This is a genomic window from Microbacterium sp. W4I4, from assembly GCF_030816235.1.
Taxonomy (GTDB): domain Bacteria; phylum Actinomycetota; class Actinomycetes; order Actinomycetales; family Microbacteriaceae; genus Microbacterium.
Genome location: NZ_JAUSXT010000001.1, coordinates 1,444,162 through 1,458,228, shown reverse-complemented (window position 1 = coordinate 1,458,228; position 14,067 = coordinate 1,444,162). Strand labels below are relative to the sequence as shown.

General features: G+C 69.7%; 18 protein-coding genes and 1 pseudogene. 5 read left to right on the top strand and 14 right to left on the bottom strand.

Annotated elements, in window-relative coordinates; all coding sequences use genetic code 11:
- The first annotated feature begins 36 nt into the window (after positions 1-36).
- The 5 genes and pseudogenes from QF046_RS07010 to tsaE all read left to right on the top strand — a co-directional run bounded on the left by QF046_RS07010 (position 37) and on the right by tsaE (position 2,872).
- Complete coding sequence (locus tag QF046_RS07010; RefSeq protein ID WP_307367614.1) at positions 37-396, top strand: helix-turn-helix transcriptional regulator; 360 nt, start codon at positions 37-39, stop codon at positions 394-396.
- Positions 393-884 (top strand): SRPBCC family protein, encoded by a 492-nt coding sequence (locus tag QF046_RS07005; protein ID WP_307367612.1) that lies wholly within the window; start codon positions 393-395, stop codon positions 882-884. Before QF046_RS07010 ends, QF046_RS07005 begins: the two co-directional genes overlap by 4 nt.
- Positions 885-935: 51 nt before the next feature.
- Positions 936-1,298 carry a holo-ACP synthase gene (locus QF046_RS07000; protein WP_307367609.1) on the top strand — a complete coding sequence of 121 codons (363 nt, stop codon included), beginning with the start codon at positions 936-938 and terminating at the stop codon, positions 1,296-1,298.
- Positions 1,295-2,393, top strand: a pseudogene (gene alr / locus QF046_RS06995) (alanine racemase). Before QF046_RS07000 ends, alr begins: the two are co-directional and overlap by 4 nt.
- On the top strand, positions 2,390-2,872 hold the full coding sequence (tsaE, locus tag QF046_RS06990; protein ID WP_373425673.1) for a tRNA (adenosine(37)-N6)-threonylcarbamoyltransferase complex ATPase subunit type 1 TsaE: 483 nt from the start codon (positions 2,390-2,392) through the stop codon (positions 2,870-2,872). The pseudogene alr and the gene tsaE overlap by 4 nt, the downstream one beginning before the upstream one ends.
- A gap of 23 nt (positions 2,873-2,895) precedes the next feature.
- Here tsaE and csrA read toward each other — a convergent pair whose 3' ends face one another.
- From csrA to QF046_RS06920, 14 genes are all read right to left on the bottom strand, one after another.
- Positions 2,896-3,141: a carbon storage regulator CsrA gene (gene csrA, locus QF046_RS06985; RefSeq protein ID WP_307367607.1), complete on the bottom strand. Its 246-nt coding sequence runs from the start codon at positions 3,139-3,141 to the stop codon at positions 2,896-2,898.
- Between the two features lie 9 nt (positions 3,142-3,150).
- A complete protein-coding gene (locus QF046_RS06980) occupies positions 3,151-5,235 on the bottom strand; it encodes a flagellar biosynthesis protein FlhA (protein ID WP_307367605.1) in 2,085 nt (694 codons plus the stop codon).
- A 31-nt stretch (positions 5,236-5,266) separates the two neighbouring features.
- Positions 5,267-6,352: a flagellar biosynthesis protein FlhB gene (locus tag QF046_RS06975; RefSeq protein WP_307367602.1), complete on the bottom strand. Its 1,086-nt coding sequence runs from the start codon at positions 6,350-6,352 to the stop codon at positions 5,267-5,269.
- Positions 6,349-7,110: a flagellar biosynthetic protein FliR gene (locus QF046_RS06970; RefSeq protein ID WP_307367600.1), complete on the bottom strand. Its 762-nt coding sequence runs from the start codon at positions 7,108-7,110 to the stop codon at positions 6,349-6,351. Before QF046_RS06970 ends, QF046_RS06975 begins: the two co-directional genes overlap by 4 nt.
- A gap of 1 nt (position 7,111) precedes the next feature.
- Positions 7,112-7,387 (bottom strand): flagellar biosynthesis protein FliQ, encoded by a 276-nt coding sequence (fliQ, locus tag QF046_RS06965; protein ID WP_307367598.1) that lies wholly within the window; start codon positions 7,385-7,387, stop codon positions 7,112-7,114.
- On the bottom strand, positions 7,384-8,361 hold the full coding sequence (gene fliP, locus QF046_RS06960) for a flagellar type III secretion system pore protein FliP (protein ID WP_307367596.1): 978 nt from the start codon (positions 8,359-8,361) through the stop codon (positions 7,384-7,386). The genes fliQ and fliP overlap by 4 nt, the downstream gene beginning before the upstream one ends.
- Positions 8,358-8,837, bottom strand: coding sequence for a flagellar biosynthetic protein FliO (gene fliO / locus QF046_RS06955; protein WP_307367594.1), 480 nt, complete (start codon positions 8,835-8,837; stop codon positions 8,358-8,360). The genes fliP and fliO overlap by 4 nt, the downstream gene beginning before the upstream one ends.
- Entirely contained in the window at positions 8,794-9,453 is a 660-nt protein-coding gene (gene fliN / locus QF046_RS06950) for a flagellar motor switch protein FliN (protein ID WP_307367592.1), read from the bottom strand. The genes fliO and fliN overlap by 44 nt, the downstream gene beginning before the upstream one ends.
- The gene (locus tag QF046_RS06945) at positions 9,450-10,358 is read right to left on the bottom strand and encodes a flagellar motor switch protein FliM (protein WP_307372762.1); all 909 of its coding nucleotides are present in this window, start codon (positions 10,356-10,358) and stop codon (positions 9,450-9,452) included. The genes fliN and QF046_RS06945 overlap by 4 nt, the downstream gene beginning before the upstream one ends.
- 54 nt (positions 10,359-10,412) lie before the next feature.
- Positions 10,413-11,222: a flagellar motor protein MotB gene (locus QF046_RS06940; RefSeq protein ID WP_307367590.1), complete on the bottom strand. Its 810-nt coding sequence runs from the start codon at positions 11,220-11,222 to the stop codon at positions 10,413-10,415.
- The gene (locus QF046_RS06935) at positions 11,219-12,040 is read right to left on the bottom strand and encodes a motility protein A (protein ID WP_307367588.1); all 822 of its coding nucleotides are present in this window, start codon (positions 12,038-12,040) and stop codon (positions 11,219-11,221) included. The genes QF046_RS06940 and QF046_RS06935 overlap by 4 nt, the downstream gene beginning before the upstream one ends.
- Positions 12,040-12,264 (bottom strand): flagellar FlbD family protein, encoded by a 225-nt coding sequence (locus tag QF046_RS06930; RefSeq protein ID WP_307367586.1) that lies wholly within the window; start codon positions 12,262-12,264, stop codon positions 12,040-12,042. The genes QF046_RS06935 and QF046_RS06930 overlap by 1 nt, the downstream gene beginning before the upstream one ends.
- Positions 12,265-12,448: 184 nt before the next feature.
- Entirely contained in the window at positions 12,449-13,609 is a 1,161-nt protein-coding gene (locus QF046_RS06925) for a flagellar hook protein FlgE (RefSeq protein ID WP_307367584.1), read from the bottom strand.
- Between the two features lie 27 nt (positions 13,610-13,636).
- Positions 13,637-14,056, bottom strand: coding sequence for a flagellar hook capping FlgD N-terminal domain-containing protein (locus tag QF046_RS06920; protein WP_307367581.1), 420 nt, complete (start codon positions 14,054-14,056; stop codon positions 13,637-13,639).
- Between the last annotated feature and the right edge of the window lie 11 nt (positions 14,057-14,067).

The window sequence follows — 14,067 nt, the reverse complement described above, 5'->3', positions numbered from 1 at the left end:
CTTGTAAATATAAGGGGTGGCTTATATAGTGGCATTGTGCATGAGTTCGAGGTTCTCGCGGATGCCGTGCGGCGGCGGATGCTGAGCGTGCTCGCCCTCGGCGAGCAGCCGGCCGGGATGCTGACCGACATCGTCCGCGCGGAGTTCGGCATCTCGCAGCCCGCGGTGTCGCAGCACCTCAAGGTGCTGCGAGAGAACGGCTTCGCCACGGTGCGGGCCGAGGGCACGCGACGCGTGTACGCGCTGGACCGGGCGGGGCTGGATGCCGCGGCCCGAGCGCTCGCGCAGATGAGCGATCCGCTCGGTCAGCGACTCGACGCCCTGCACACGGAGGTCGCGCGGGGTCGCCGTGCGGCATCCGACACCACGAAGATCACGGAGAGGAACGCATCATGAGCATCAGCGGTCCCGTCATCGAGAAGCATCCGTCCGGATTCCGTCTCGTCTACGAAGACGTCTACGCCACTGACATCCACGACCTGTGGCAGGCGATCACCACGCCCGAGCGTCTGGCCCGCTGGATGGTCGGATACACCGGAGACCTCCGGCTCGGCGGCACCTGGGCGGTCGCCGCTGACGACGGCGAGGAGTCCTGGGCCACCGGCACCATCACCGAGTGCGACCCGCCCCGGTCCTTCACCTCGACCTGGCACGCGACCGGCGAGGAGCCCACAGACCTCGTGGTCACGCTCGAGGAGGTCGAGGGCGGCACCCGCATGCGCCTGGTGCACACCGGCATCCGCTCGATCTTCTACGGGGCCGGCTGGCAGACCTACCTCGAGCGTCTCGCATCCCACATCGCGGGGGAGGAGCACCCGCACGAGTGGGATGCGCGCTTCGCGGAGCTTTCGCCGCAGTACGAAGCGCGGTTCGGGTCGCTCTGAGAGGGCTGGAGGCCGCGGGGCCGGCCCGCGGCCTCCGAGTAGGCTGAACAGGTGATCATCGGCACCGGAATCGATCTCGTGGACGTCGGGCGGTTCGAGCGCTCCGTCACGCGCACGCCTCGGCTGCTGGAGAGGCTGTTCACTCCGACCGAGCAGCAGCTGCGACTGCGCTCCCTGGCCGCGCGGTACGCCGCCAAAGAGGCGCTGATCAAGGCCCTCGGAGGCAGCGACGGCGTGTTCTGGTCCGAGATCGAGATCGCGTCGGAGGCATCCGGCCGCCCCTACTTCGTCCTCTCCGGCTCCACCGCCGATGTGGTCCAGGCGCGCGGCATCACCGCCCTGCACCTCAGCCTCACCCACGACGCCGGCCTCGCCGCCGCGTACGTCGTCGCAGAGAGGACGGATGCCGCATGACCCATCCGTTCCGCGAGGCCACGATCGACCTGTCCGCGATCGCCGAGAACGCCCGCCATCTGCGCACGCTGACCGGCGTGCAGGTGATCGGCGTCGTCAAGGCGAACGCCTACGGTCACGGCGCCCCTGCGGTCGCGACGGCCGCGCTCGCCGGGGGAGCCACCCGCCTGGGCACCGCCACGCTCGAGGAGTCCTTCGCCCTGCGCCGCGCCGGCATCACGGCGCCGCTCGTCTCGTGGCTGCACGCACCGGGGCAGCGATTCGACGACGCGGTGGCCGCCGGCATCGAGGTCGGCATCTCGTCGATGGAGCAGCTGGTCGCCGCATCCGAGGCGGCCCCGGCATCCGTTCACCTCAAGGTCGACACGGGCCTCTCCCGCAACGGCATCCCCACCGAGCATCTCGAGCGCGTGCTCGCCGAAGCCGCCCGCCCTGGAGCGCATCGGCCGCATCCGCATCGTCGGCATCTTCAGCCACCTCTCCGGGGCCAGCCCTGAGGACGACCGCGCCCAGCTCGCCCGGTACGAGGAGATCATCGCGCAGGCCGAGTCGTTCGGCATCCGTCCCGAGATCCGCCACCTCTCCGCCACCGCCGGCGCCATCGACATCCCCGAGGCGCGGCTCGACGCCGTGCGCATCGGGATCGGCCTGTACGGTCTCTCGCCGTTCGCGGACCGCACCTCGGCCGACCTCGGACTGCGCCCCGCGATGACCCTGCGCGCCTCGGTCGCCGCCGTCCGCCGCGTGCCGGCCGGCTCCGGCGTCTCCTACGACTACACCTACCGCTGCGAGCACGACACGAACCTCGCCCTGGTGCCGCTGGGCTACGCCGACGGCATCCCGCGGCAGGCCTCCGAGCGCGGACCCGTGCTGATCAACGGTCGCCGCTATCGGGTCGCTGGTCGCATCGCGATGGACCAGTTCGTCGTCGACGTGGGCGAGGAGCAGGTCGCGGTCGGCGACGAGGTGGTGCTGTTCGGCGACCCGACTCTGGGGCATCCTTCGGCCACGGACTGGGCGGATGCCGCGGGCACCATCAACTACGAGATCGTCACGCGCATCGGCGACCGCGTGCCGCGCAGGACCACCTCGTGAGCATCGATCCGGCCTTTCTCGGGCGCCACGAGATCTCGACCTCGGATGCCATGGAGCGACTCGGCCTGCACCTCGGCGAGCAGCTGCAGGCCGGCGATCTGCTCGTACTGACCGGTCCGCTCGGCGCGGGAAAGACCACGTTCACGCGCGGGCTCGCCGAAGGACTCGGGGTGCGCGGACCCGTGCAGAGCCCGACATTCGTGATCGCCCGCACGCATCCGTCGCTCGTCGGCGGCGCGCCGCTCGTGCACGTCGACGCCTACCGGCTGGGCTCCGCCGCCGAACTGGACGACCTCGACATCGACTTCGCCGGCTCCGTGGTCGTCATCGAGTGGGGGCGGGGCATGGCATCCGCGGTCGCCGACAGCTGGTGGGACGTCGAGATCGAGCGACCCGTCGGAGGAGCCGAAGGGGTCGCCGACGAGGATCTGGATGCCGACGCACCGCGCTTCGTGAGCATCGAGCGCATCGAGAGCTGAGCCCGGCTGCCCCGCGTCGCCGTTCAGTCCTCGGCGCTGCGCTTCTGGGTGAGGGCGTCGAGGATGGCGGCCGTGGCATCGGCGCCGGCATCGACCGCCGCGACGTTCTCGGTGCTCACCGCGTCGACGATCTCGGATCGCTGGATGCGGGTCGTGCGCGGAGCGTTGATGCCGATGCGCACGCTGTCGCCCTTGATGTCGAGCAGCGTCACCTCGATATCGTCGCCGATCAGCACGCTCTCGCCGATTCGTCTCGTCAACACCAGCATTCGATCAGCCTACTCGGCGGGGCCGACCAGGCCGGTCACGGCGGGCGCGGTCACTGCAGGCGCAGCGGCGTCGCGCACCACGCCCACTGTCTCGATGCCGAACGCGCCGGAACCGCCCGCCTCGGTGTAGGAGAGCACCGGCAGCCCGTCGGTCTGCGCCGACACCATCCGCCGCACCGCCGCACGCAGCGTCGGCGCGCAGACGAGAACCGGCTCGCCGCCGTCGCCCGCGGACGCGGCCGTCACGGCCTGGCGCACGGACTCCACCACGGCCTCCATGCGGTTCGGCTCGAACACGATCTGCGCACCGTCGTCGCCCATCCGCAGGCTCTCCAGCATCGCCTGCTCCAGCAGCGGGTTGATCATGATCACGCGCAGCCTGCCGTCCTCCGCGAAGCGTGCGGCGATGGCGGGTCCGAGTGCGGCCCGTGCGGCCTCGACCAGGCCCTCCGGGTCCGTGGAGGTCTTCGCGCGCACCGCGAGCGCTTCGTAGATGCGGCTGAGGTCATTGATCGGCACCCGCTCGGCGAGCAGCGACTGCAGGACCCGCTGCACCTCGGCCAGCGACAGCAGCGCCGGCGTCAGCTCCTCCACCGCGGCCGGCGACACCTGTTTGAGCGCATCCGTCAGCTGACGCACGTCCTCGCGGCTCAGCAGTCGCGCCGCCCCGGCATGGATGACGCTCGACAGGTGCGTGATGACCACGCTGGCGCGGTCGACGACCGTCGCGCCGGCGAACTCGGCGCTGTGCCGCATCTCGACGGGGATCCACTTGCCCTCCAGGCCGAAGACCGGATCGTGCACGGCGACCCCGGGCAGGGCGTCCAGCCCCGCGCCGAGCGCCAGCAGACGTCCGGGCGGCACGACGCCGCGACCGGCCTCGACACCGGCGATGCGGATGACGTAGGTGGATGCCGGCAGCTCCACGCTGTCGCGCGTGCGCACAGGCGGGACGACGAGGCCCAGTTCGAGTGCGATGCGCCGTCGCAGCGCCTTGACGCGCGCGAGCAGATCGTCCGGCCCGCCGGTGACGAGGTCGACGACGTCGGAGGAGAGCTGGATCTCCAGGGCGTGCACCCGCATCCGCTCCATGAGGTCCTCCGGGGTGTCCGCGGTCGAGGCCTCGGCCGGCGTCGCGTCCGAGGCCGCGGCATCCGCCTGCTTCGCCCTGACGCGCTGCGCGGCCAGGATCAGCAGTGCGCCCACGACGATGAAGGGCAGCATCGGCATCCCGGGGATGAAGGCCATCACGATCGCCGCGCAGCCGGCGATGTTCAGGGCGTTCACCGACTGGCCCAGCTGCGCGAACGCCTCGCTGCCCATGTCGGCCTCGGCGTTCGAACGGGTCACGATCATGCCCGTCGACACCGCCATCAGCAGCGCCGGGATCTGCGTGACCAGTCCGTCGCCGATGGTCAGCAGGCTGTAGGTGCTGACGGATTCCTCGATCGACATGCCGTGCGAGACCATGCCGATCGCGATGCCGCCGACCAGGTTGATGATGATGATCACGAGCCCCGCGATCGCATCGCCCTTGACGAACTTCGATGCGCCGTCCATCGCACCGTAGAAGTCGGCTTCGGCGGCCACCTCGGCACGGCGCTCGCGGGCCTGCGCGTCGGTGATGAGCCCCGCGTTCAGGTCGGCGTCGATCGCCATCTGCTTTCCGGGCATGGCATCCAGCGTGAACCGCGCGCCCACCTCGGCGACGCGCTCGGCGCCCTTCGTGACGACGACGAACTGGATGACCACCAGGATCAGGAAGATCACCGCGCCGATGATCAGCGACCCGCCCACCGCGATGGTTCCGAACGCCTCGATCACCTGCCCCGCGTACGCCTCGCCCAGCACCAGCCGGGTGGATGCCACATTCAGGCCGAGCCGGAACAGAGTCGCCACCAGCAGCAGGGACGGGAACACCGAGAAGTCCAGCGGCTTGCGGATGAACATCGTGTTCAGCAGGATCACCAGCGCGAACAGGATGTTCAGGATGATCAGCAGGTCCAGCAGCACCGGCGGCACCGGCACCACCAGCAGCATGATGATGCCCACCACCGCGATCGGCACGACGATCCTGTTCAGCACTCCGCGCATGCGGTCCTCCTTCTCATACCTGCCGCCTCGGTCACGCCGTCGTCCTCTCGGGCAGCGAATGCACCCCGCGCGCGGACCCGCGCCGGCGCAGCATGTCGACGAACACCAGCACCCGGGCGACGGCCGTGTACAGCTCTGCGGGGATCTCCTGACCCAGCTCGCACGCGGCATGCAGCGCACGGGCCAGCGGGATGTCGCGCACCAGCGGCACGCCCGCCTCCAGCGCGCGCTCGCGGATCTTCTCGGCGACGACGCCCTTGCCCTTGGCGACCACCTTGGGGGCGGCCCGGCCGACCTCGTAGCGCAGCGCGACGGCGACGTGCGTGGGGTTGACCATCACGACATCCGATCCGGCCACGGCCGCGATCATGCGGTTGCGGCTCATCGCCAGCTGGCGGGAGCGCCGCTGCTGGCGGATCAGGGGGTCGCCCTCCGAGTTCTTGTGCTCGTCGGTCACCTCGCGATGCGTCATCCTGGTGTGCTTCGTGTTGCGCTTCATCACCACGAACATGTCGATCGCGGCCAGCGCCAGGCCCACCAGGATCGCCACCTGCAGCAGGGTGGCGGTGCCTTCGGCGGCGGTGCCCAGCAGCCGCGTCACCGAGTGCGCGCCGCTCGCTGAGAGCACCGGGATCAGCGTCGAGATCACCGCCCACAGCGCGATCCCGATGGCCGCGGTCTTCAGCAGCGCCTTCGCGCCCTCCCACAGCGCCTGCAGGCCGAAGATGCGCTTCACCCCGTTGACGAGGTTGAACTGGTCGTAGCGGCCCGAGAACTTCCGCATCCGCACCCCGCCCTGCACGACCGCGCCGAGCAGGGTGACGATCACGACGCTGGTGAGCAGGGTGCCGAGCGTCGGCAGCACCGAGCCCAGCCCGAGCCCGAGCACGCCCAGGGCGGCGTCGGGGGAGGGGGCGCGCATGATCGCCGGCAGGGAGATGAGCTGCTCGGTGCCCGCCGCGGAGCCTGCGGCCATCGCCGCGGGCATGGTGATAGCCGCCGCACCGATCCCCAGCCAGGCCGTCATATCCTGGCTTCGCGACAGCTTGCCCTTCTGGCGCGCTTCCCGCAGATGCTTGTCGGTGGCCTTCTGATTGCGCTCGCCGCTGTCGCTCACTGGCTCACCCCCTGCATCATGTGCACGGCCTGCGACACGAGCGCGTCGACGATGCCGGGCAGGGCGACGAACGTGAAGCCGGCCAGCACGAGCGTGAGCAGGATCTTGATCGGGAAGCCCATCGCGAACGCGTTCAGCGCGGGCGCGACGCGGGTGATCAGGCCGAGGCCGGCGTCCGCGAGGAAGAGCACCAGGATCAGCGGGCCGGCGATCTGCACGCTGGCGAGGAACATCTGCACCACGCCGTCGACGAGCAGCTCGGCGGGCGACGCGAGCGAGAGCAGCCCGTCCACGGGGATCACCTCGAAGCTGCGCGCCAGACCTGCGAGCACCACCTGGTAACCGCCCGAGGCGAACAGCAGCGCGAGAGCCGTCATCTGGAACAGCCGGGTGAACTGCGCGCCGTTGATCATCGCCTGCGGGTCGAACGCCTGCGCCATCTGGAAGCCGCCGAACACGTCGATCAGGCTGCCCGCCGCCTGCACCGCCGAGAAGCAGACCAGCACGAGAAAACCCAGCACGGCTCCGGTGAGCACCTGCAGCGTGAGCGCCGCGAAGAACGGCCCTGTGTCCAGACTCGCGTACCCGGGGGCGACCGCCCCGGACATCGCGAGCGCGAGCGCCATGGCGAGCATCGCCTTGATGCGCGCCGGGATCGCGCCGTACGAGAACGGCGGGGCGATCATCACGAACGCGGTGGTGCGCACGCCGGCGAGCATCGTCGCCTCGAGCCACGCGAAGTCGATCGGGATGTTCACGTCAGCCGCCGCTCAGCAGCTGCGGGATGCGGTCGAACATGGTGTGCGTGAACTGCACGATCTCGGAGATCATCCAGTTGCCGGCGATGAGCAGGGCGATGCCCACGGCGACGATCTTCGGCACGAACGACAGCGTCACCTCCTGCACCTGCGTGATGGACTGCAGCAGCGAGATGGCGAACCCGACCACCAGCGCGGTGATGAGCACGGGAGCCGCCAGCTTCGCCGCCACCAGCAGACCCTCCATGCCGATGTCGAGCACCGCCTCGGGAGTCATCCCGCACCCCCGTAGCTCTCCAGCAGGGTGCGGATGATGAGCCCCCACCCGTCGACGAGGATGAACAGCAGGATCTTGAAGGGCAGCGAGATCATCACCGGCGGGAGCATCATCATGCCCATCGACATCAGCGCCGCCGCGACGACGAGGTCGATCACCAGGAACGGCACGAAGATCACGAAGCCGATGATGAACGCCGCGCGCAGCTCCGAGATCATGAACGCGGGGATCAGCGTGTACAGCGGCACGCTCTGCGCATCCTCGGGGTTGGGCAGCGATGCCATCCGTGTCATCAGCGCGAGGTCCTCCTCGCGCGTGAAGTGCAGCATCCAGTCGCGCAGCGGCGGCTGACCCAGATCGATCGCCTGCGTGAACGTGATCGCCCCGTCGACGTAGGGCTGCACCGCGCTCTGATTGATGTCGGTGAGCACCGGCCACATGATGAACAGCGACAGGAACAGCGACAGCCCGGCGAGCACCTGGTTCGGGGGGATGGTCGGAAGCGAGAGCGCGTTGCGGGTCATCGCGAGCACCACGAAGATCTTCGTGAACGACGACATCATCAGCAGCAGGGCGGGCGCGACCGACAGCAGCGTGATGCCCAGCAGCGTGAGGATCGACGTGGACGGAGTGCCGTCCAGCCCGTTGATGCCGATCGTGATGCCCTCGCCCTCCGGTGAGGCGGGCGGGGTGGGCGCGTCGGGATCGTCCGGATCGACGGCCGTCGGAACTGCGGATGCCGCGGATGCCTGTGTCGCCGTGGATGCCTGTGTCGCGACGGATGCCTGGGTCGTGGCGGCCGCGGCGGCCGCGACCGGCGACGCCGCACCGGGAGCCGGAGCACCCAGCGCCTGAGCGCCCACGCCGGTGCCCAGCACCGCGCCCGCGGCCAGCAGCGTCGCGCAGACGAGCAGCAGCATCCCGTGAACGCCGCGCCTGCGCAGCAGACGGTCTGTCAGGGAGCGGGCGCTCATCGCGTGCGCCGCAGGAAGTCGGCGGTCTGCCGCCAGGTCTGCGGGGAGAGGATCGAACCGCTCAGCTGGTCCGGCCTAGTCGGCCGGCGGTGGCGGCGCAATGTCTGCGACTCTGCGCTCGCCTCCGCCTGCTCGTCGGAGAGCAGGCTCGCGAAGTCGCTGTGCAGTGGACGGGCGACGTGGCCGGCGGGCAGGCTGTCGATGAGATTCACGCCGTGCTCGGTCACCCCGAGCACGTATCGGCGGTCGTCGGTCTCGACGATCACCATCTGCGCCTTCGAGCCCAGGGCGCGCCTGCCGATCACCGAGATCTCGGCGTCGTCGCGACGCCGCTGCATCCGCTTCCCCACCCGGCGCTGCACGTACCAGAGCAGCCCGAGCACCGCCGCCAGTGACAGGGCGACGCGCAGGAGGAGAAGCAGATCGTCCAGGTCAGGCCTCGGCGTTCTCGAGGATCCGGGTGATCCGCACGGCATAGTCCTGGTCGACGACGACGATCTCGCCGTGCGCGATCACACGACCGTTCAGCAGCACGTCGGCGGGGGCGCCCGCGGAGCGGTCGAGCTCGACGATGCGGCCCGGCTCCAGACCGAGCACATCGCGCACCGCCATCCGGGTGCGGCCGATCTCGACCGTGAGATCCATCTCCACGCCCGCGATGCGCTGCAGCCTGCGGGAGGCCGTCGGCGCGGTGACAGGGCTGCGGGTCACGCGTACGGCGAGGCGCCCGATCACGTGACCGTCCTGGTCCTGCAGGTCGAACACCTGGGCCGCGGGGTGCGAGAACACCGCTGAGGCGTCCCCGACGGTGGCGTCGTCGAGGCGGCCGGCGCCGAGCGCGCTGACGGCTGCCTCGAGCGGGCCGTGCAGGCGCTCGACGAGCGCAGCATCCGTCAGCCCGTCGATGAGCGCGTCGACCTCGAGGATCTGGACGGCGAGCTGCGCGCTGGCCTCGCCGACGTAGCCGACGATCACGGCGTCGCCGGTGTCGCCCGATGCCTGCGATGCGACCGCGACCGTGGGGGCGGCGGTGGGCAGACGAGCCGCGAGAGCGGCGGCGACGGCGGATTCGTACGCGATGGTGCTGGTCACGGGTGCTCCTGTGCGGGTTCGGGTGTCGTCGCGGTGACGACGCAGGCGAGGCGAGCACCGCTCGTGCCGACGGCGGCCGTCGCGATCGACTGATCGCCGACCATGAGCTCGAGCGGACGGTCGGCGGTGTGCGGGAAGGTGATGAGGTCGCCGACGGAGAGATCCAGCACCTCATGCGGGCGGATCGAGCGGGGCGCGAGGCGCAGCGCGAGGTCGACGGGCGCGCGCTCGACCTGACGGTCGATCGTGCCGGGAGGGGTGACCTCGGGCGTGTTCGCCGGACCGCCGGCGAGGGAGCGCACCACCACGGATGCCGGCAGCATCACGCTCGCGTTCGCGGAGCCGCCGGCGAATCCGATCGGCAGCACGGCGACGATCACCGGATCGTTCGCCGCGGCCACCTGACTGAACTGCGAGCTGTGCTGGATTCCGGTGATGGAGATCCCCTCCGGCAGCACGCCGTCGAAGGAGCGGATCAGATGGTCGATGGCATCCGTGATCATGCCGCGGACGAGCGCCTGCTCGATGTGCGTCAACGGCCGCTCCTGCGGCTCGCCGCCCAGCCGACCGCCCACCATCTGGACGACCCACGCGGTCGCCAGCGACGCGGGGAACTGGATCACCGCACGCGCGTCGGAACCCGGCAGCGCGCACACCACGAGCGTCGTCGCGGGCGGCAGGGATCGGGCGTACTCGTCGTAGGTCTGCATCGACACCGACGCCACGCCGACCTGGGAACGGCCGTGCGTGCGCGCGGACAGCAGCGAGCCCCACTGGCGGGCGAACGCCTCGAAGGACATCTCCAGGATGCGTGCGTGCTCGCGGGAAAGGGTCGTCGAACGACCGAAGTCGTAGAGTTCGACTTCGGTCTCCGTACGCACGGCTGAGCGCGCGCCCTCATCCATCACCACGCCCCGGACTATCGGGCGACAGTCCGCGGGTGTAAGCAGTTCGCTGAATCAGCGGGAAGGCGTTTTCGCCTGCAGGGCAGGCAGCAGCTGGCGCACCTCCTCATCGGCATCCGAGAGAACGACCACATCGACGCGTCTGTTCTGCGCCAGAGCCTCGGTGCTGGTGCCGTCGGCGACCGGTCTGGCGTCGCCGTAGCCGACCGATTTGATCGCCCCGGGGTCGATCCCGCACGCCTCCACGAGATGGCGCAGCACCTGGGTGGCGCGGCCGGCGGACAGCTCCCAGTTGGTGGCGAAGGGGGCGGCGGACTGGCGGGTGTCGGCGTGCCCCTCGACGGAGATCTCGTTCGGGATGCCGGCGAGCACGGCCCCCAGTGCGTCGAGGATGTTGACGGCGAGGCGCGACAGCGTCGTGCTGTTCGTCGCGAAGAACGTCTCGGCGCTGACCAGACTGATGGTCAACCCGCGGTCGTCGATCGTGAACGTGGCGGTGTCGGCGAGCCCCTGCTGGCGAAGGGCGGCCCGGATGCGGTCGCGCAGGGCGGAGAGGTCGTCGAGCTCCCTCTGGGCCGCGCTGAGCTCGATGGCGGCGAAGCCCTCACCCTTCTCGTCGACCAGTTCCGCCGGAACGACGACGCCCTGAGAGACATCGGCCTTGTCCGTCTGCGTCTGGCCGAAGCCGGTGGCCAGCGAGGCGCTGAGCGCTTCGAACTTCTTCATGTCGATGCTCGACATCGAGAACAGCACGATGAACATGCACATCAGCACGGTGATCATGTCGAGGTACGACGCCATCCACCGCTCGTCAGGGCCGCTGTGCCCCTCGGGCGCGAGGCGTCGTCGTCGGCGGACGCTCATGACGCGGTCTCCGACGCGTCGGAGACCTGCTCGGCGCCCTTCCCCGCCCTGCGGCTCCTGCTCTTCGTGGATCCGGCGTCGGAGACGAGGGCGTTCAGCCGCTCCTGCACGAAGGCGGGGGTCGCGCCGGACTGCACGGCCAGCATCCCCTCCATGACGACGGTCATGCGCTCCAGCTCCAGCTCGCCCAGGCGCTGCAGGCGCCCGCCGATCGGCAGCCAGATGAAGTTCGCGGACAGCAGGCCCCACAGTGTGGCGACGAAGGCGGTCGCGATCATCGGACCCAGGGTCTCGGGCTTGTCCAGCTGCTCGAGCACGTGGGTCAGCGAGACGACGGTGCCGATGATGCCGATGGTGGGCGCGAACCCGCCGAGGGTCATGTAGAAACGCGATGCGGCCCGACCACCGGCGGCGGCGGAGGCGATGGCGTCCTCCAAGAGGATGCGCAGGTCCTCGGCATCCACACCATCGGCGATGCTCTGCAGCGCCTGCCGCATGACCGGATCCTTCTCGTCGGCGACGCCCTGCTCCAGGGACAGCAGGCCCTCGGTGCGGGCCTTGTCGGCGTAGGAGACGATCGTGTCGATCACGCTCTGCGTGGACCCGCGCTGGCCCCGGAATGCCCGGGGAAGGGCGGCGGCGGCGGTCAGGAAGTCGCGCAGGGTGCCGCTGGCGATGCCGACGGCGATCGTGGCGCCGAAGACGAGCACCATCGGTGCAGGCAGCAGCAGGGCCGTGATCGACGCGCCCTCCATGTCGATCATCGCGAGGAGGGCGCCGAACGCGAGGACGAGTCCGAGGATGAGTGCGATGTCCATCAGATGCCCCCGTCCGCCGCCGAGGACGACATCCGCAGGGCCGAGTGCAGCACGCGCGCGCGGAAGTCGGTGATCTGCGCGATCAGCTCTTCCATGCTCTCCTGGACGACGAAACGCGCGCCGTCGACCATGATGATCGTGGTGTCAGGCGAGGCCTGCACCCGTTCGATCAGGTCGGGGTTCACCGCGAACCGTGTGAGGTTCAGGCGCGTGACGACGATCATGAGCTCCATCCTGGAAGATCGGCCTCCGATGAGGGAGACGGCGACGGCCCATCCTGGTCCGTCGTCTCTGACTGTCGGCAGTGCCGACTGCCAAGTAAGTTCACCACCCGTCTATATGGCGCAAACTGCCCCGGATCGGAGTGAAACGGGGCGGTTCGCGCCATATAGACGGGCTCGGTCAGGGTCAGCGCTTCAGGTTCGTCAGCTCCTGAAGCACCTCGTCGCTCGTGGTGATGATGCGCGCGTTCGCCTGGAAGCCTCGCTGCGCGACGATCAGATTGGTGAACTCCTGCGACAGGTCGACGTTCGACATCTCCAGCGCACCGCTGATGATGCCGCCGAGCCCGTCCTGGCCCGCCTGTCCGACCGTGGCCGCACCGGAGTTCGCCGTCGGACGGAACTGCGAGGAGCCGGACTTCTCCAGTCCGCCCGGGTTCGTGAACGCCGCCAGCGAGAGACGCGCGAGAACCTTCGACTCGCCGTTGCTGAACGTGCCCATCAGGCTGCCGTCCTCGGTGAGCGCGTACGACGAGAGAGTGCCGGCGGGCCGTCCGTCCTGACCGGCGAGCACGAGCGTGCTGACGTCGCTGAAGCCGGTCAGCGACGACAGGTCGACGGCGATGCCGCCCGAAACGATCGACGAAGTGCCGGTCTGCCTGCCGTCGGTGAAGGTCAGCGCGGTGCTGGTGCCGGCCTGGTCGGCCACGTTCCATCCCCCGGCGGTGCGGGTGAAGGTCAGGCGCAGAGTGGAGGTGGAACCGTCGGCCGCGTACACCTCGATGTCGCGGATCAGCTGCTCGCCGACGGCGGTCTCGGCGGGCAGGTTGCCCGTGGCATCCGCACTCGTGGTGGCGACGGCCGGAACGACCGCGCCCACGGGCAGGGTGATGTCGCCGATGGCCTGGCCTCCGACGATCTCGCCGTTCTGGGCGGTCCAGCCCTGCACGAGCGAGCCGTCGACGGTGGTCAGGCGCCCGCCCGCGTCGAAGGAGAATCCGCCGTTGCGGGTGTACAGCGTCTCGCCGCCGTTCCGCACCATGAAGAAGCCGTCGCCGGCGATCATCAGGTCGGTGGGCACACCGGTCGGCTGCGGGGCGCCCGAGCTGAAGTTGGTGCGGATGCCGGCGAGCTGCACCCCCAGACCCACCTGCGCGGGGTTGGAGCCGCCTGCGTCCGGCCGCGGCATGGTGGAGTTCTTGACGAGCTGAGACAGCGAGTCCTGGAACTGCACGGCCGACGACTTGAAGCCGACGGTGTTGACGTTGGCGATGTTGTTGCCGGTCACGTCGAGCATGGTCTGGTGCGTGCGCAGTCCGGAGATGCCGGAGAAGAGAGAGCGGAGCATGAGATGCCTTTCGAGCGAGGGGGAGGATCAGGAGGAGAGGGTGAGCCCGGAGAGGGCATCGAGAGGGACGGGCTTCCCGCCGATGGTGACCAGCGGCACGGGACCCGCGAACGAGACCGCGGTGACGGTGCCCGTCTGCGAGACGCCGTCGGCGTCGGTGTACTGCGCTTCACGGCCCATCAGGACGGCGGCAGTGTGACGCATGCTCAGCGCGAAGCTCTCCGACGTCATCGTCGTGAGCTGCGTGAGCTGCTCCATCGAGGCGAGCTGCGTGGTCTGCGCGATCATCTCGTTGGTGTTCATGGGGGAGCTCGGGTCCTGGTTCGACAGCTGGGTGACCAGGAGCTTCAGGAACACCTCCGAGTCGAGGGTCTTCTTCTGCGTGCTCGGCGGCACGGTGCTGCGGGACTGCATCCCGGTCGCGGCGATGGGTTCGACGGAGGTCATCGTTCTCCTTT